The sequence below is a fragment of the Gordonia jacobaea genome, assembly GCF_001186365.1.
Taxonomy (GTDB): domain Bacteria; phylum Actinomycetota; class Actinomycetes; order Mycobacteriales; family Mycobacteriaceae; genus Gordonia; species Gordonia jacobaea.
The window spans coordinates 286,399-303,932 of the sequence record NZ_LDTZ01000015.1 but is presented as its reverse complement, the minus strand read 5'-3'; the positions used below and the strand labels follow the sequence as shown (position 1 = coordinate 303,932).

15 protein-coding genes and 1 tRNA gene are annotated in these 17,534 nt (G+C 66.0%); 5 read left to right on the top strand and 11 right to left on the bottom strand.

Annotated features, from left to right (window positions below; translation table 11 throughout):
• Nucleotides 1–89: 89 nt before the first annotated feature.
• The 6 genes from ABW18_RS07290 to aceE form a co-directional block, all read right to left on the bottom strand.
• Nucleotides 90–1,541 (bottom strand): acyl-CoA carboxylase subunit beta, encoded by a 1,452-nt coding sequence (locus ABW18_RS07290; RefSeq protein ID WP_049698312.1) that lies wholly within the window; start codon nucleotides 1,539–1,541, stop codon nucleotides 90–92.
• Nucleotides 1,542–1,678: 137 nt separating this feature from the next.
• On the bottom strand, nucleotides 1,679–2,950 hold the full coding sequence (locus ABW18_RS07285) for a KasA/KasB family beta-ketoacyl-ACP synthase (protein WP_049698311.1): 1,272 nt from the start codon (nucleotides 2,948–2,950) through the stop codon (nucleotides 1,679–1,681).
• Entirely contained in the window at nucleotides 2,947–3,258 is a 312-nt protein-coding gene (acpM, locus tag ABW18_RS07280; protein ID WP_005206424.1) for a meromycolate extension acyl carrier protein AcpM, read from the bottom strand. The genes ABW18_RS07285 and acpM overlap by 4 nt, the downstream gene beginning before the upstream one ends.
• Before the next feature lie 147 nt (nucleotides 3,259–3,405).
• Nucleotides 3,406–4,302: an ACP S-malonyltransferase gene (locus tag ABW18_RS07275; RefSeq protein WP_049698599.1), complete on the bottom strand. Its 897-nt coding sequence runs from the start codon at nucleotides 4,300–4,302 to the stop codon at nucleotides 3,406–3,408.
• A gap of 195 nt (nucleotides 4,303–4,497) precedes the next feature.
• The gene (locus ABW18_RS07270) at nucleotides 4,498–5,748 is read right to left on the bottom strand and encodes a PucR family transcriptional regulator (protein ID WP_200903236.1); all 1,251 of its coding nucleotides are present in this window, start codon (nucleotides 5,746–5,748) and stop codon (nucleotides 4,498–4,500) included.
• A gap of 124 nt (nucleotides 5,749–5,872) precedes the next feature.
• The gene (aceE, locus tag ABW18_RS07265; protein WP_049698598.1) at nucleotides 5,873–8,767 is read right to left on the bottom strand and encodes a pyruvate dehydrogenase (acetyl-transferring), homodimeric type; all 2,895 of its coding nucleotides are present in this window, start codon (nucleotides 8,765–8,767) and stop codon (nucleotides 5,873–5,875) included.
• Nucleotides 8,768–8,959: 192 nt separating this feature from the next.
• Here aceE and ABW18_RS07260 point away from each other — a divergent pair, with 192 nt between their 5' ends.
• From ABW18_RS07260 to ABW18_RS07250, 3 genes are all read left to right on the top strand, one after another.
• Nucleotides 8,960–9,589 (top strand): hypothetical protein, encoded by a 630-nt coding sequence (locus ABW18_RS07260; RefSeq protein WP_235434307.1) that lies wholly within the window; start codon nucleotides 8,960–8,962, stop codon nucleotides 9,587–9,589.
• A gap of 219 nt (nucleotides 9,590–9,808) precedes the next feature.
• On the top strand, nucleotides 9,809–10,270 hold the full coding sequence (locus ABW18_RS07255; protein WP_049698308.1) for a DUF3052 domain-containing protein: 462 nt from the start codon (nucleotides 9,809–9,811) through the stop codon (nucleotides 10,268–10,270).
• Nucleotides 10,267–10,818 carry a peroxiredoxin gene (locus ABW18_RS07250; protein WP_270485665.1) on the top strand — a complete coding sequence of 184 codons (552 nt, stop codon included), beginning with the start codon at nucleotides 10,267–10,269 and terminating at the stop codon, nucleotides 10,816–10,818. Before ABW18_RS07255 ends, ABW18_RS07250 begins: the two co-directional genes overlap by 4 nt.
• A gap of 29 nt (nucleotides 10,819–10,847) precedes the next feature.
• Here the strand turns inward: ABW18_RS07250 and glgX are convergent, their stop codons facing one another.
• Nucleotides 10,848–12,986 (bottom strand): glycogen debranching protein GlgX, encoded by a 2,139-nt coding sequence (gene glgX / locus ABW18_RS07245; protein ID WP_049698307.1) that lies wholly within the window; start codon nucleotides 12,984–12,986, stop codon nucleotides 10,848–10,850.
• A gap of 138 nt (nucleotides 12,987–13,124) precedes the next feature.
• On the opposite strand from glgX, the gene ABW18_RS07240 reads away from it, so the two are divergent.
• Nucleotides 13,125–14,000, top strand: coding sequence for an aldo/keto reductase (locus tag ABW18_RS07240; protein ID WP_049698306.1), 876 nt, complete (start codon nucleotides 13,125–13,127; stop codon nucleotides 13,998–14,000).
• Nucleotides 14,001–14,020: 20 nt separating this feature from the next.
• Here the strand turns inward: ABW18_RS07240 and ABW18_RS07235 are convergent, their stop codons facing one another.
• The gene (locus ABW18_RS07235) at nucleotides 14,021–14,971 is read right to left on the bottom strand and encodes a GmrSD restriction endonuclease domain-containing protein (RefSeq protein ID WP_049698305.1); all 951 of its coding nucleotides are present in this window, start codon (nucleotides 14,969–14,971) and stop codon (nucleotides 14,021–14,023) included.
• Between the two features lie 162 nt (nucleotides 14,972–15,133).
• On the opposite strand from ABW18_RS07235, the gene ABW18_RS22885 reads away from it, so the two are divergent.
• A complete protein-coding gene (locus tag ABW18_RS22885) occupies nucleotides 15,134–15,301 on the top strand; it encodes a ribosome modulation factor (RefSeq protein WP_160318042.1) in 168 nt (55 codons plus the stop codon).
• Between the two features lie 71 nt (nucleotides 15,302–15,372).
• On the opposite strand, the gene ABW18_RS07230 is transcribed toward ABW18_RS22885, so the two are convergent.
• The 3 genes from ABW18_RS07230 to ABW18_RS07220 form a co-directional block, all read right to left on the bottom strand.
• Nucleotides 15,373–15,447, bottom strand: a tRNA-Val gene (locus tag ABW18_RS07230).
• Between the two features lie 207 nt (nucleotides 15,448–15,654).
• The gene (locus ABW18_RS07225) at nucleotides 15,655–16,365 is read right to left on the bottom strand and encodes a CPBP family intramembrane glutamic endopeptidase (protein ID WP_049698304.1); all 711 of its coding nucleotides are present in this window, start codon (nucleotides 16,363–16,365) and stop codon (nucleotides 15,655–15,657) included.
• Nucleotides 16,365–17,465: an NAD(P)H-binding protein gene (locus ABW18_RS07220; RefSeq protein WP_049698303.1), complete on the bottom strand. Its 1,101-nt coding sequence runs from the start codon at nucleotides 17,463–17,465 to the stop codon at nucleotides 16,365–16,367. The genes ABW18_RS07225 and ABW18_RS07220 overlap by 1 nt, the downstream gene beginning before the upstream one ends.
• Between the last annotated feature and the right edge of the window lie 69 nt (nucleotides 17,466–17,534).

Sequence of the window (17,534 nt, the reverse complement as noted above, 5' to 3'; positions counted from 1 at the left end):
CACCGACCCGACACACTGATTCGGCCCCGGCAGAATACTGCCGGGGCCGAATCGTGTCGGTCTGGGTTTGGCGACGGAGTCGCCGCAGATCACAGCGGTATGTTCTTGTGCCTGCCGCGCCGCGCGGGGGCTGACGCGAGTGCTTCGGCGATGATGCTGCGGGTTTTGGCGGGGTCGATGACCTCGTCGACGACGCCGATCGACTGTGCACGGTCGAGTCCGCCAGCGATCTGTTCGTGCTCGACGGCGAGGCGATCGTGGAGTGCGTCGCGTTCGTCTTCGGGCGCGGCGGCGAGTGCCTTCTTGTGGAGGATGCCGACGGCGGCCTTGGCGCCCATGACGGCGACTTCTGAGCCGGGCCAGGCGAATACGGCCGTCGCGCCGAGTGAGCGTGAGTTCATCGCGATGTAGGCGCCGCCGTAGATCTTGCGGGTCACCAGCGTCACACGTGGGACGGTGCATTCGGCGAAGGCGTGCAACAGTTTTGCGCCGCGTCGAACAACGCCGTTCCACTCCTGGTCGACGCCGGGCAGGTAGCCGGGGACGTCGGTGACGACGATGAGTGGGATGCCGAAGGCGTCGCAGAGGCGCACGAATCGGGCGGCCTTCTCGGCGCTCTCGGAGTTCAGGCAGCCGCCCATGCGCAGTGGGTTGTTGGCGACGACGCCGACGCTGCGGCCGGAGAGTCGGCCGAAGCCGACGACGATGTTCGGGGCCCACTTCGCTTGCAGCTCTTCAAAACTCGAGACCTCGGTCTCGCCGTCGGCGGCGAGCTGTGTGTCGAGGAGCTTCGCGACGATGGGGTGTACGTCGTAGGCGCGTCGTGGTGATTCGGGCAGCAGTGCCTGTAGGTCCGAGTCGCCTGCCTCGGCCTGCTCGCGGTTGAAATGGCCTTGCTTGCCGAACGTCGAGACGAGTCGTCGTGCGCGCCAGTACGCGTCGGGCTCGGAGTCGGCGGTGATGTGGCTGACGCCGGATTTCTTGCCGTGGGTGTGGGGCCCACCGAGCGACTCCATGTCGACGGATTCGCCGGTCACGCTGCGGACGACGTCGGGACCGGTCACGAAGACACGTCCGGCGGGCGCCATGATCACGACGTCGGTCAGTGCTGGCCCGTACGCTGCGCCACCTGCGGCGAAGCCGACGACCACGGAGATCTGCGGGATGTAGCCGGACGCCCTGACCATCGCTTCGAACACTCCGCCGACGGCGTGGAGTGCTTCGACGCCTTCGGCGAGGCGGGCTCCGCCCGAGTGCCAGATTCCGACGACCGGGGCCTGTTCGGCGATCGCGGTGTCGATGGCGTTGACGATGTGTGCGCATCCGACGATGCCCATCGCGCCGCCCATGACGGTGCCGTCTGTGCAGTAGGCGACGGTGCGCACGCCGTGGACGAGTCCGATCGCTGCCTGCACACCCGAGGAATCACGCGGGTGGAGGAGAGTGACCGTGCCCTCGTCGAAGAAGTTGGTCAACCGCAGTAGCGGATCGCGGGGATCGACCGAGTCCTCGTGGCCGGTGACGGGGGCCATTGTGGTCATCGCTGTCCTCCTACTGCTGCGGTGCGAGTTGGCGCGGTGTGATGCCGCTGGCCGCGACGTCGACGATCCGATGTCATGGAGAACATCGGAGTCGTCGACGTCGCGGTCGGTCGAAACCGGCCCAGTCGGGTTGCGGCTCAGTAGCGCCCGATGGCCAGCGCCACGTTGTGTCCACCGAATCCGAACGAGTTGTTCAGGGCGTAGTCGATCTGCCCATACCGCGACTCGCCGTGTACGACGTCGATGTCGCCGCACTCGGGGTCGAGGTTCTCCAGATTCAGCGTCGGCGGGATCACGCCCTCTTCGACGCTCTTGATGGTCAGCACCGACTCGAGCGCACCGACCGCGCCGATCGAGTGACCGAGAGCGGACTTGGGTGCGTAGATGGCGGCGTGAGTGCCGACCGCCGCCGCGATACCCGCTGCCTCGGCGGTGTCGCCGATGGGGGTCGAGGTGGCGTGAGCGTTGATGTGGGTGATGTCGGAGGGCTGCAGGCCTGCCGTCTGGATCGCGCGGGTCATGGCCCGCGAGTTGCCCTGACCACTGGGATCAGGTGCGACCAGATGGAAGCCGTCCGACGTGATGCCCGCACCGAGGATGCGTGCGTGGATATGCGCGCCGCGTGCTTTGGCGTGGTCTTCGCGTTCGACGATCAGCATCGCCGCGGCCTCGCCGAAGACGAAGCCGTCACGATCCTTGTCGAACGGGCGCGAAGCGCCTGCCGGGTCGTCGTTGCGGGTGCTCATGGCACGCATCATCGAGAACGCCGCGATCGGAATCGCGTCGATGTGTCCTTCGACGCCGCCGGCGACCACCATGTCGGCGTCGCCGAGCACGATGTGTCGCCATGCGTGGGCGATCGCCTCAGCGCCCGACGAGCACGCCGAGACCGGGGTGATGACGCCCGCACGGGCACCGATGTTCAGTCCGACGACCGCTGCGGGGCCGTTGGGCATGGCCATCGAGACGGCCAGCGGCGACACCTTGCGGTAGTTGCCCGACTCCTCGATTGCCTTGACGGCGTCGACCATCGCGTCGCCGCCACCCTGTCCGGTGCCGATGACAACGGCCAACCGGTCGGGATCGACCTCGGGCTCGCCTGCCTGCGCCCAGAGGCGCTTGCTCATGACGTGGGCGACGCGCTCGACGTACGCCATGCGGCGTGCCTCGATGCGGGTCACCTCTTCTGCGGGGTCTTTGACCATGCGGCCACCGACGCGGCAGGGGAGCTCACCGTACTTCGTGACGAAGTCGTCGGTCAGCTCACGAATGCCGGTTTCGCCTGCGAGAAGACCCTTCCAGGTCGAATCGAGGTCCTCACCGAGGGAGGTCGAAGCGACCATCGACGTGACCACCACGCTGGGGAAGTTGCCCCCCAGCGTGGAGTAATCGCGTAGCGATGGGGTCACGAGCCGGCTTTCTGATCGGACGCGACCTGTGCCTGGATCGCGGCCGCGGCCTCGGGGTTCTCAGCTTCGAGCTTCTGGATGTAGGAGACGGCGTCGCCGACGGTGCGCAGTCCGGCGAGGTCCTCGTCGGGGATCTTGACGCCGTACTTGTCCTCGGTCTGCACTGCGATTTCCACCATCGACAGCGAGTCGATGTCGAGGTCGTCGACGAACGACTTCTCCATGGTCACCTCGGACGGCTCGATGCCGGTGACCTCTTCGATGATCTCGGCGATGCCGGCGATGAGTTGTTCCTGGGTGGCAGCCACTGTGTGGTTCCCTTCGTTGTGCTGTGAATGTGAACTCCGGAACATCGCGGGCACGTAGTGCTCACTGATGTTTGGACAACCGGTTCATCCGGTTTCCGGGGGTCGCGGATGAGCGCGACCGCTATCCAAGCCTGTCGACCTTCGCGGTCAGATCTTTTCGATGTCGGCGGGGACCTTGAGGGCCACCGACCCGACGCCCTTCAGTTCGCGTTTGGCGATTCCGACCAGAGTCCCGGCCGGTGTCAGCTCGATGATGCTGTCGGTGCCCGCGTCGCGCATGTAGGCCGAGCAGAGATCCCAGCGTACCGGCGAGGTCACCTGCTCGACGAGCTTGCTCAACGCTTCGGTGCCCGTCGTGACGGGCTGGCCGTCGGAGTTGGACAGCAACGTGCGCGTGGGGTCGGCGGGTGTGATCGACGCGGCCGCCTGGGCGACGGCGTCGCGTGCCGGTGCCATGAAGCGCGTGTGGAAGGCGCCCGCGACAGCCAGCTTGCGGGTGCGTGCCTTCTCGGGTGGATTGGCGATCAGCTCGTCGATGGCCTCGACGTCGCCGGCAGCGACGATCTGGCCCACGGCGTTGCGGTTCGCGGGGACAAGGTCGAGCTCGTCGAGACGTGCGAGGACTTCCTGCTCGTCGCCTCCGAGGACAGCGGCCATCGTTGTCGGCTGCAGTGAGCATGCCTTGGCCATCTGAGCGCCTCGTACAGCTGCGAGCGTGACAGCCTCGTCGAAGCTGATGACACCGGTGATGGCTGCCGCGGTCAGCTCGCCGACCGAGTGGCCCGCAACGACGGCATCAGCGGGCAGCTCGTGGTTCTTGGCGTACTCGTTGAACGACAGCAGCGCACTCGCCACGACAAGCGGCTGGGTGATCGCGGTGTCGGTTATCTCGTCCGCGGTGGCGGTCGTCCCGAGCCGTTCGAGGTCGAGTCCCGCGAGTTTGGACCAGATGGCCAGCTGGTCACGCGCGCCGGGAAGCTCTAGCCATGGAGCGAGCATGCCGGGTGTCTGTGAGCCCTGTCCGGGCGCTAGCAAGGAAAGCACGTGACCAGAGAACACCCTCTGGCACGAAATTGTGGGTGTTGAGGTCGATGAACCTTCACGAGAGTTTTTGTGGAGTTCCTACAATGGTGACCTCAGTGGCTACCCCATCGTCACCACTCTGAGATTCGTTACACAAATGTGCCCATAAAGCGTCTGCCTGGGAAAACGGTACGGGGGTCCTGTTAACAGTGTTTCTCATGTGGCTCGTGACGATGATTCGTTCCTGAAGTGTGTCAAACGACCTACTGTCGCGGCGATTCGTAGGACATAGCCATCACGGGAGTGTGTTGGGTCACGTCCTGTCAGTTCGGCGATCTTCTTCAGGCGATACCGAACAGTATTTGGATGAATGAACAGTTCGCGTGCGCACGCCTCAACGGACCCTCCGGTGTCGAGATAGGTCTCGAGCGTCGTCGCCAAAGTCGGACCACCCTTGGCGAGAGGTCGAACGAGTGTGTCGATGAGTGCAGTGATTGCCGACTGGTCTCCGTTGAGGGCGCGTTCGGGGAGCAATTCGACGCTGTGCACCGGACGTGGGGCATTCGGCCAGCCGTCGACGGCAGCCATCGCGGCCATCGCCTCATTGGCGCTCGTATGCGCGGCGGTCAGATTGGGCATCGTCGGTCCGATGACCACGGGAGCATCGGCGAAGTGATTGAGCAGCGCGGCGCTGAAAGCGTCGCTCGTGACGATCGGGCCGCTGACGATGGCCACGAGCGTCGAGCCCTGTACGACCGACAGCGCTGCGCGATCATGCTGTTTGGCCGTGTTGTGGATGGCGAGGGGCACCGACACGTTCTGTTCGGGCGGCGGCGCCCCGATGATCACGGTCGCAGGCGCATCAGAGTCCCAGTTCAGGGCTGCAGCGCGCGACATCAACTGCGGCCCGCTGTCGCCGCGGACCACGGCGTCGACGACGAGGGCTTCGAGTCGCGAATCCCAGGCTCCGCGCGATTCCGCGGCTGACGCGTAGATCGATGCCGCCGCGAATCCGATCTCGCGGCCGTAGCGCAGCACCGATTCGGTGAGGGCGCGCAGCTGTGTGTCGTTGCGCGCGAGCAACGGTAGCCACTTCTCGAAGAACTCCATGGCGACGCGAACCATCTCGACCGTCTGCAGCAGCGAGATGCGTCGTGCGAGATCTTGCGGAACCACCTGGAACGCCTGGACCGTGAACTTGACGTTGCCCTCGGGATCTTGAATCCACTCCACGAAATTCACCACGGCGGTCTGGACGACCAACTGCACACTCGCGCGCTGCGCCGCGTCGAGGTCGGAGAAGTACGGCAGCTGATCGGCCATCGAATGCACGGCCTCGGTCGCGAGTCGTCCGCTGTACTGCTTGACGCGGCGCAGCAGAGTGTCGGGCAATGCATCGTGGACGGTTGCCGGTGCGGGCACATGAGCGCCCCGCGCGCCGAAGACGTCGACGGGCGGGGGCGTCATGTTGGGCTCGGACACATCCTCAATGTAGTCGGGCTCGATGCGCTCAGGGTCCGACTAGGGCATGGTCCGACTAGCTCAGGGTCCCGATTAGCGGACGGACCCTGAGTCGACGGACCCGACGTCCCTACGCGCTGCCGGTATCGGCGTAGGACACCTCGGCGGCGTTGACGTCGGTGATCCGATACTTCTCCGCCGCTTGAGCCGCGGTGGTGAAGGGGATGTTGCCGTCGCGTGCCAAGCCGACAAGTGTCGCGACGACGATCGACTCGGCGTCGACGTTGAATACTCGACGCGCAGCGGGACGCGTGTCGGAGAACCCGAATCCGTCCGTGCCGAGGGTCAGGTATGTCCCGGGCACGTATGCGCGGATCTGTTCCTGTACTCCACGCATGTAGTCGCTGACCGCTATCGACGGGCCGTAGGTCTGCGCGAGCACCTCGGTCACGTACGGCTGGGGGTGCGTCACACCTGGTTCCCGTACGGCGGCGCGGTCGAACGCGATGCCGTCACGAGCCAGTTCGTTCCACGAGGTGACCGAGTAGACGTTGGCCCCGACGTTCCAGTCGTCGGCGAGCATCGCCGCGGCCTTGAGTGCGTCGGGCATCGTCACGCCGGAGACGAGGATGTTGGCGTAGAGCTCCTTGTTCGACGGGGCCTGCTGGTAGAGATACATGCCCTTGAGCACGCCGGCGACGTCGAGGTTCTCCGGCTGTGCGGGCTGGCTGATCGGCTCGTTGTAGACGGTGAGGTAGTAGTAGACGTTCTCCGGCTCGTCGCCGTACATGCGACGAAGCCCGTCCTGGATGATGTGTGCGAGTTCGTATGCGAACGCGGGGTCGTAGGACACCACCGCGGGGTTGGTCGCTGCGAGCAGTGGCGAGTGGCCGTCGGCGTGCTGGAGACCTTCGCCTGTCAGCGTGGTGCGGCCCGCCGTCGCCCCGATCACGAACCCGCGTGCCATCTGGTCTGCCGCAGCCCAGAAACTGTCGCCGGTGCGCTGGAAGCCGAACATCGAATAGAAGATGTAGAGCGGAATCATCGGTTCGCCGTGGGTGGCGTACGACGTGCCGACTGCGGTGAACGAACCCGCCGATCCGGCCTCATTGATGCCCTCATGGAGAATCTGTCCCTGCGCGCTCTCCTTGTACGCGAGCATCAACTCGGCGTCGACCGAGGTGTAGAGCTGCCCGTTGCGGTTGTAGATCTTGAGCGTCGGGAACCAGGAGTCCATGCCGAATGTGCGCGCCTCGTCGGGGATGATCGGCACGATCCGCTTGCCGACCTCCTTGTCGCGCAACAGTTCTTTGAAGACGCGCACCAGTGCCATCGTCGTCGCGACCTGCTGCTTGCCCGACCCCTTGGCCGTCGCTTTGATCGCGCCGCTGAGATCGGGTTTGAGTGCCTTCGACGCCGAGCTGCGGGTCGGGAGGAAGCCGCCGAGCTGCTTGCGCCGATCGAGCATGTACTGGATCTCCGGCGCATCCATTCCGGGGTGGTAGTAGGGCGGGAGGTAGGGATCCTTCTCGAGTTCGGCGTCGCTGACCGGGATGCGGACGGAATCGCGGAACGCCTTGAGGTCGTCGAGAGTCAGCTTCTTCATCTGGTGCGTCGCGTTGCGACCCTCGAAGTGCTTGCCCAGTGTGTAGCCCTTGATGGTGTGCGCGAGGATCACCGTCGGCTGACCCTTGTGTGCGAGCGCTGCGGCATATGCCGCGTGGATCTTGCGGTAGTCGTGGCCGCCGCGGCGTAGTCGCCAGATCTCCGCGTCGGACATGTTCTTGACGAGTTCCTTGGTCCGCGGATCGCGATTGAAGAAGTGTTCGCGAACAAAGGCGCCGTCGTTGGCCTTGTAGGTCTGGAAGTCGCCGTCCGGCGTGGTGTTCATGAGGTTGACCAGCGCGCCGTCGCGGTCGGCCTGCAGCAGTGCATCCCACTCGCGACCCCAGATCACCTTGATGACGTTCCATCCGGCTCCACGGAAGAACGACTCGAGTTCTTGGATGATCTTTCCGTTGCCGCGGACCGGCCCGTCGAGACGTTGCAGGTTGCAGTTGATGACGAAGGTCAGGTTGTCGAGGGCCTCTGTTGCGGCGAAGCTGGCGAATCCGCGCGACTCTGTCTCGTCCATCTCGCCGTCGCCGAGGAATGCCCAGACGTGCTGGTCGGAGGTGTCCTTGATTCCTCGATCGTGCAGGTAGTGGTTGAATCGCGCCTGGTAGATCGCATTCATCGGTCCGAGGCCCATCGAGACCGTCGGGAACTGCCAGAACTCCGGCATCAACCGTGGGTGCGGGTACGAGGGCAGGCCGCCACCCTCGCCTGCGTGGCTGTGTTCCTGACGGAACCCGTCCATGCGGTCGGCGCTGATTCGACCTTCGAGGAATGCGCGTGCATAGATTCCGGGCGACGCGTGGCCCTGGATGAAGATCTGGTCGCCACCGCCCGAATGGTCGGTGCCGCGGAAGAAGTGGTTGAAGCCGACCTCGTAGAGCGCTGCCGACGACGCATACGTGGAGATGTGCCCGCCCACTCCGACGCCTGGCCGCTGCGCCCGGTGAACCATGATCGCGGCGTTCCAGCGGAGGAAGTTACGGAACCGACGTTCGACGTCCTCGTCGCCGGGGAACCACGGCTCACCCTCGGTGGGAATCGTGTTGACGTAGTCGGTCGACGTCAGTGATGGGATGGCGACCCGCTTCTCGCCCGCGCGCTCGAGGAGACGCAGCATCAGGTACCGGGCACGTTGGGGCCCTTCGGATTCCACGAGCTTGTCGAAGGACTCAAGCCACTCGCTGGTCTCCTCCGGGTCGATGTCGGGGAGATACGACGCCACGCCCTCGCGGATGACGCGTACTCGCTGGCTCTGCTGGCTGCCGACCTGATTCGACGCGGCCGCGTTCTTCGACGCGTCTGCGGTCCCGCTTCCAACGTCGGTGGTTCCGGTGTTGGTGCTGGCTGCCTCTTCGGTCACGGTGATGCCCACTCCCTCGTTTGGCCTGGGCACGGTGGTGCCCGGCATGACGACAATTTGGCGACGGGTCGCGTTGGTGTGCGGACTCCGTCGTCCATCCATATCGTGCCCCATGTCACGTCGCTTGGCACCGGTCTGGGCGGTCTTGCCCCGGATCGTCGACCCCGCCTGCGGTAGCGTTTCGGTGTTTGGTGCCAGATCTGGGCAAACGGCCGTCGGGGAAACAGCCGTGGGGGAGACATGACAAGACGAGCGATGTGCCGTGTATCGGGCACGCGTCTGATGCTGCTCGGCGCAGCAATTGCGACGTTCGCTCTGCAGGGCTGTTCGGCGGTCGGGGGCAGCGCGGGACCTGCCCCGGGCGAGGCCGCGGCCTATCGTTCTGACTTGTCGACGTCCCGACAGGCGCAGTCGGCGAAGGCCGGAGCAGAGCTCTGCGAGGCGTCGACGAAGTCGATGGTCGTGATGCTGCGCGGGTACAACGCGTTCATCACGCGGCTCAACGATGTGCAGTCCTACGACAAGGTCGGGGACCTCGGAGACAAAGCCCGCGCCGCGATGATTGCGGGCACCGACATGGTCAAGCCCAAACAGACAGCCGAGGTTCCCGGTGACCTCGGGACCGTCGTCGCATCGTTCGTGAGTAGCAGCAGCGCGCTGGGCGACGTGATCGGCCGCCGACAGACGGCTCAACTCAACGCGGCATCGACCCGGTGGACCGGCGACAGGCGAGCGGTTCTCGACGTGTGCCGCACCTACCTCCCCGCGCTGCCCGCGACGTCGGCCACCACGACGCCCCAGCCGAGTCCGGACTCGTCGACACCGGCCTCGTCGACACCCGCCACGACCGCGCCACGACCGACGGGCTGACGGGTTGGGTGTTCGTGCCTTGCCCTTGGTCAATGCGCTGTCGTCCGTTCATGCCTTGTCGTCCGTTCATGCCTTGTCGTCCGTTCATGCACGGTCGCAGTTCGTGTCGATAGTTGGCGCGTGGAGTCTCCTCGTGTTGCACTGAGGTCCATTACGCTGTCTCGTAAGCTGAGAAGCGCAATGAAATCTGAAAACGTACCGGTAGGAGGTCGACACGCGGTGGTAGCCGCCACAGGGAGCAATGGCTCCGAGGGCAGCGGGGGCAACGGCTCCGAGGGCAGCAACGCCCAGAAACTCGGGTTCGCACCCGGAATGGTGGTGCAGGAACTCGGTTGGGACGAGGACACCGACGACAACCTGCGCGCCGACATCGAGGACGCGATCGACGCCGAGATGCTCGACGAGGATGCGATCGACGTGGTCGACGTCGTATGGCTGTGGTGGCGCGACGACGACGGCGATCTTGTCGATCGCCTCATGGACGCCATCACACCGCTCGCCGACGACGGGTACGTCTGGGTCGTATCGCCCAAGACCGGCAACCCCGGGTACGTCGATCCCAGTGAGATCGCCGAGGCCGCACCGACGGCCGGGCTCACTCAGACCAACGTCGTGAGTCTTGGTGAGTGGTCGGGTTCGCGCCTGGTGCAGCCGAAGGCGCGGTCCGGAAAGCGAGCATGAGCGACTCGACCTCCGGGGCCGATTCGGTTGCTCGTGCCACCGATGTGGCGACGACCGATGTTGCTCCGACCCAGTCGCAGACCGTGTTGTCGGTCGGCGACGTCGCACCCGACTTCGAGCTGCGTGATCAGAACAATCAGCGGGTGAAGCTGTCGCGGCTGCTCGAGGAGCGCCAGGTGCTGATCGTGTTCTTCCCGCTCGCCTTCACCGGAACGTGTCAGGGAGAGCTCGGTTTCATTCGCGACCACTACCATCGGTTCGTCAACGATGAGGTTGCGGCAGTTGCTGTTTCGGTCGGACCGCCGCCCACGCACAAGGTGTGGTCATCGGCGCAGGGCTTCCTCTTCCCGATTCTCTCCGACTTCTGGCCGCACGGTGAGGTTGCACGCAGCTACGGGGTGTTCGACGAGAGCCGCGGCTTTGCTCAGCGCGGGACCTTCCTCGTCGGACGTGACGGCCGGGTTGTCTTTCGCGACATCGTCGGGCCCGGTGAGGCGCGTACTGAAACCCATTGGGAGATCGCGCTCGCCGCGGCAGCCACGCAGTGAGCGGCGCCGCGTGACTTTGCGGACGGGCGTTACCCGTCGGAGCGTGGAACCGTAGAACGTAGGACGACGATCGATCGCGCCCGCACGTGACATGTGGAGCCGACGATCGGCGACGGCGCGTCGGGTGCGAACGTGTCGACCACCACGTCCCATTTCTGTTCTGCGAGAACAGGTGCCAGGACAAAGTCGATTCCGTGCCACCACGAGTTCAGTAGCACCACGAAATCATTGGCGGCCAGATGTGTTCGGGCGCTGGCGGATCGCGGTGGTGTGAGCAACCAGGCGATGCTGCGCGCACCCTGGTCCTGCCAGTGTTCGTCGGACATCGGCGTGCCGTCCGGCGTGAACCAGTCGGTCACGCCGGATCGTTCGACGGCCGATCGGCTCAGGGCGGCGTGGCCGCGTCGCAGTGAGATGAGACTGCTGGTGAATGCGACGAGCGCGTCGTCGCCCGAGGTCCAGTCGAACCAGCTGATCTCGTTGTCCTGGCAGTAGGGATTGTTGTTGCCGCGCTGCGTGCGGCCCCGTTCGTCCCCGCCGAGCAGCATCGGTGTCCCCGCAGAGAGCAACAGCGTCGTGAGCATGGCGCGCATCTGACGTCGACGCAGCGCGACGATTGCCGGGTCGTCGGTTGGTCCTTCGACGCCGCAGTTCCACGACCGATTGTCGTCGGTTCCGTCCGAATTGTGAAAACCGTTGTTGTCGTTGTGTTTACGTTCATAGGACACGAGGTCGTGCAACGTGAAACCGTCGTGGGATGTGACGTAGTTGATCGACGCGGCGCGGCGTCGGATGACCGTCGCAGGGTCGTGATGACGGCCGCCGAAGATGTCGGCCGAGCCGGTCAGGCGTCGCGCCATCGGCGCGAGCAGGCCCTCGTGGCTGCGCCAGAAGTCGCGGACGCAGTCGCGGTAGCGGTCGTTCCACTCGCCCCATTCCGGACCGAATGCGCCGAGTTGGTGACTGTCGTTTCGTCCGACGTCCCAGGGTTCGGCGATCAGCCGCACCCGCGACAGTACGTCGTCCTGGCCGAGTACCCGGAGGAAGGTCGCCGTGGGGTCGAAAGGTTCACCGCCCCAGTCGTTTCGGGTGCTGTCGGTGCCCTGGCGGGCAAGGGTGGGCGCGAGATCGAAGCGGAATCCGTCGACGCCCAGCGACGCCCAGTAGCGCAGGGAGTCGGTGACCATGCGCAGCGTCGTCGGATGGGCAACGGCAACGGAATTACCGCATCCGGTGGTGTCGACGTACGAGCCGTCGTCCGGGTCGAGCACGTAGTAGGCGCGATTGTTCAGGCCGCGGTGGCACAGGGTGGGGCCGGAGTCGTCGCCTTCCGCGGTGTGGTTGTAGACGACGTCGAGGATCACCTCGATCCCGGCACCGTGCAGAGCGTCGACCATGTGGCGGAACTCGGCGATGGAATCCGCGCCCCGGCCGGCGCGGTCAGCGGCGCTGTAGGCGTTGTGCGGGGCGAAGAAGCCGATGGTGTTGTAACCCCAGTAATTCGTCAGGTGCTGCTGGGCGAGTTCGCGTTCGGCCACGCTGCGGTGCACCGGAAGCAGCTCGACGGCGTTGACCCCGAGTGACGTCAGGTAGTTGATGGCCGCCGGATGGGCGAGTCCGGCGAATGTGCCTCGGAGCTCGGCGGGAATGTCGGGGTGGGACTGCGTGAACCCGCGGACGTGCACCTCGTAGATCACCAGCTCCGACGCGGCACGGCGTGGACCCGGTGCGGTGGCGGTCGTTGCCTGCGGCGGTTGCTCGACGACGACGCTGCGCGGCACGAACGGAGCGGAGTCGAGGGCGCTGGGACGTGCGGGATCGTCGACGTCGTGGTCGAGGAGCGCGTCGCAGTACTCCACGTCGCCGACGATGCGTCGCGCGTAGGGGTCGAGGAGGAGCTTGGCCGGGTTGTAGCGCCGACCGCGCTCCGGTGCGAAGCGGCCGTCGACCCTGAACCCGTAACGGGTTCCGGCACCCACGCCGTCGACGACGCCGTGCCATACGTCGATCTCGCGTCCGGGGAGCAGAAGTCTGGTCTCGGTGCCTGCATCGTCGAAAAGGCAGAGCCACACCGCATCCCCGCCCGAACTGACGGCGAAGTTGGTTCCGTGGTCGGTGACGGTTGCTCCGAGGATCGACGGGTCTCCAGGGGAGATGGTCCCGGTCATCAACGCCCCTTCTCGTCGAGTGAGAGCGGCGAGACGACCGCGGCTATGCGATCGCGCGACGCTGACGGTGACGATACGGGAGCAGAGCGGGTGCGGCAGCCGTGCCGACCGGGCCTGCGCCTCTGGTAGACCGGAGAGATGAGTGCTCCCCTCATCGAACTGAATTCAGGCATCGAGATCCCACAGCTCGGACTGGGGGTGTGGCAGTCGACTCCGGAGGAGGCGCAGCGCGCCGTCCGGTTCGCGATCGACGAGGCCCGTTACCGACACATCGACACAGCTGCGGCCTACGGCAACGAGTCGGGCGTCGGCGAAGGTATTGCCGCCGCGTCGGTGCTGCGCTCAGAGGTGTTCGTGACGACGAAGCTCTGGAACTCCGATCACGGATACGAGCGGGCTCTCGCGGCGATCGACACCAGTCTGCGTGCGCTGGGAACCGACTACGTCGACCTGTACCTGATCCACTGGCCGCTGCAGGATCGCGACCGACTGCTGCGCACATGGGACGCAATGGAGAAGATCCTCGCCGACGGGAAGGCGCACTCGATCGGTGTGTGCAACTTCGAGCCACATCACCTGCAATGGCTCATCGATCGCGGGGGAGTGCTGCCCGCCGTCGACCAGGTGGAACTGCATCCGCACCTCCAGCAACGCGAACTGCGGGAGTTCGCGGGGGAGCACGGAATCGCGATCGAGTCGTGGAGCCCGCTCGGCGGGACGTCGGGGTCGGGGTGGGGTCCGAACTCCAAGCCCAACACCGTCTTGACCGACCCGACGATCGGCGACATCGCGATCAAGCACGGACGGTCACCCGCCCAGGTGGTTCTCGCCTGGCACATCAAGCTCGGACTGATCGTGATCCCGAAGTCGGTGCACGACGATCGCATCAAGCAGAACATCGACGTCTTCGATTTCGAACTCGACGACGAGGACGTCGCCCGGATCGCTGCTCTCGACGACGGGAAGCGGGTAGGGATCCACCCCGACGAGATGAACCTGGGCGCGCCCGACTGATCCCGACGACGAAACCTAGCTCATTCGCACGCGACACCGTCGCCGTCGCGATCTAGCTTCGCGGAGTAGCCGGGCTGCCCGCGGTACAGGGGTGCGGCGCCCGCCGCGCGGGCCTGGGTGCAGTTGGCGTAGGTGGTGCTCGACGGTGCGGTCTGTGATGGGCCGGCCTGCGGGGGCGCGGTCGGGGCCGGCGCGGGCTGGGGTGAATCAGCCTCGGGTGCAGCGCAATTCGACAGGATGCGGATCATGGCCTGCTTCTCCGCAGCCGTCACCCACAGGTGGTAGTTGGCTTTGACCGCGATCTGCCGCTCGACGTAGGTGCATCGATACGACTTGTTGGGCGGCAGCCACGTCGCGGCGTCGCCCGCACCCTTGGCCTGGTTCGTGCGGCCATCGGTGGCCTGCAGATTGCGCGGATCGTTGGCGAAGTTGCGGCGCTGCTCGGCCGAAAGCTGTTGCGCGCCTTTCTGCCACGCGTCGGACAGCGCGACGACGTGGTCGATCTGGACCTTTGACGACGTCGCCGAGCCACGCGTGAACGCGATCGACGTTCGCGTGTACGGGTCGTCGAGCGTGCCCGACAGCACCACACATCCGTTGGTGCCGGGTTTGAGAGTCAAGTCGGACAGATCGCGTCGGAGGATGTCGTTGCGCGTGTCGCACCCATTGTGGCCGTCGGCGACCGAGACGTCGTCGGACCATGCCTGTCCGAACTGTGACCGCTCGTAACCGGTCTTCGGTGCGCGGCCCTTCACTGCCAGCGACTCGAGCACCGTGCGTGCACTCGACTCCGCCACCTGAGATGGGGTGACCGGCGCGGGCGCGGCGTGTGCCGTCGCGGCGGGGACAAGCGCGCCCGCGGCGAGCACGGTCACCGCGATGGGCCAGACGATGTCGGCACGTCGGGACGCGCGAACGTTCCGCGCGTCGTCGTACTGCCTATCGTCGAGCGGCCGGTCGTTGATCAGCATGGCGGAAACGTATCAGCCGGCACCGACAGCGATTCCGGCGCGAGTGGAAAGCGCAAGGCGCGGTGCGCGATCGTGCGACCATCGATGAGTGGATGACCGATTGCCTACTGGGCTTCGAAGCACGTGATTACTCGTCGGGAGATCGCGCGAAGGGCGCTGCCGATGCCGACGCCGGATGAGGCGCGGCGGGCGCTGGCCGAGGGGCGGGCGTCGCGGCCGGGTGCCGGCAATCCGTATGCCGACACCCGGGTGCTCGGGCAGGTGTGGGCGATAGGAAAATCGGGAGACTGCCCGGCGGGTGTTCGCCGCGTATCGCCGACGGGAAGCTGAGCGGCGTCGACGGTCACTCGAGGCCGACGACGGGCGGTGACGCCGACGTGAGCCAGCCGCCTGCTGTTATGTGGTGCGCGCAAAGGGATTCGAACCCCTGACCGCTGGTGTGTAAGACCAGAGCTCTACCGCTGAGCTATACGCGCTCGACGCGTCGTCGGGCCGGAGGCCTCGCGCGTCAACACACGAATCTAGCCGGTCCGCCGGTCGGAACCCAAACTGCGGGTCCCCGACGGCCGGTGGCACCAAGGATGTGTGTCGAATCGAAGGATGTGGATGCTGCAGCACACACATCCTTCGATACGACACACATTTAGGGCCCGTGTCGGCGGTGGAGGCCGGAAGCTCCGGAGTCAGCCGAAAATCGGCGGCAGGGCGAACAGGACGATCGTCGACCAGACCACGTGGGTGCAGATCGGTGCCACGACGCCGCCGGTGCAGCGGCGCAGGATCGCGCACACCGCGCCGAGGAGGATCGCGGCGAATCCGAGCATCACGTTTCCGCTGGCCAGCGTCGCGATGGTGTAGACGATGGTGGACACGACGACCGGGTGATGCGGGCGCACCGCCGAGTACACCGCGCCCCGGAAGAACAGTTCCTCGGCGGCGCCGTTGATCAAGGTGATCGCGGTGACGACCGCGATGCTGCCGTAGTCGGCGAAGGCGAGCACGCTGCTGACGAGGTCGCTGAGCGGTCCGATCAGTTTGGTGAGGAACGCGCCGATGACGAACACCGCGCCCATCGCGACGCCTGCGACCACTCCGAGCGCAACGGCTCCCGACGTCGAGCCCTCGCCGTCGAGGGAGAACCTTCCGGCAGGCAGCCGGCTGGTGGCTATCGCCCCGATGATCCAGGTGGCCGCGAGGCCAAGCGTCAGCGGGTAGAACGCGGTGTCGCCGGGTGTCACCGATAGCGATACCCCCAGCACGACGGCGCCGATGAGCAGGAATCCGACCACGGCGAGCCGACGAGGCGTCGAATAGACGGGCTGATCTGTGTTGCGGTCGACGGCGACAGCGTCGAGGAGCCGGGTCACCGACCGGGGCAGGGAGGCGGTCGACATCAGGGCAGAAATTGCCCGAGAACACGCCGTGCGACAAGCGTCACGCCCGCGACGGTACCGATCACGCCGACCACCGCACCCAGTGCTGCGCGACGGGCACGCAGGAGGTCGCCGCCCGCCCAGTCGGGGTCGGTATCGGCGAGGTGATGCAGATCGTCGAGCTCGGACACCGGTCGGGGATACGGCGAGTCGACCGATGCGCGGATGGCGTCTCGCATAGTGGTGAGACCTCCGGTCGGTGGGGACACGAACTCGGTGATGCGGTGCTCGGAGGCGCGCATCGGATACTGCAGCGACGTGACCAACTCTTCGGTCAATGCTGCGGGGGCTGGAGTGATGATGCCCCCGACCTTACCCGCGAGCCGGGTGCTGATCGATGGCACACGCACGCGCAGTCGAGGCATGCGCACGGCGCGGAGATACTCGTCGAGGATCGATCGGTAGACGCCGGTGTCGGGGCCGGCGATGTCGTAGGAACCCGCGGGGAGGGACGGGTCGGCGGCCGCGACGAGGTAGTGGATGACGTCGCGGATGGAGATCGGGTCCATCGGATTGTCGATCCAGCCGGGCTCGGGGATCACCGGGAAGCGGTCGGCGAGGTAGCGCAAGATCTCGAACGACGTCGAGCCCGCGCCGAGGATCACCGCCGCACGCAACCAGACGAGTTCGGCGCCGCCGTCGATCGCGAGGCCCTCACCGACGTCGGCACGGCTCTGCAGGTGCGCCGACATCTCGTCGCCATCTGGCACGAAACCGCCGAGGTAGATGATGCGGGGGATGCCTCGACTGCGCGCCGCCTGGGCGACGGCCCGTGCGGCGGCGCGGTCGCCGTCGGCGAAGTCGGCCTGCCCGATGCCGTGGACGAGGTAGTACAGGGCGTCCACCGGGTGCTCGTCGGGACTTGCCGCCTCGATGGCGGCATGTACCGAGTCGGCGTCGTCGACATCCATCTCGACCGCGGTCACGTCGTCGGACCATCCGTACCGCGACAACCGCTTTGGTGATCGTGACGCGACGACGACCTCGTTGTCGGAAGCGAGAAGGGCGTCGACGAGTCGTGAGCCGACGTAGCCGGTTGCACCGGTGACCATGAGCCGCATTGGCGCCACCATAGCCAGCGCACGAGCGCGTGGCCCACTCGTGATTACGGCATCACGGAATCATCACGG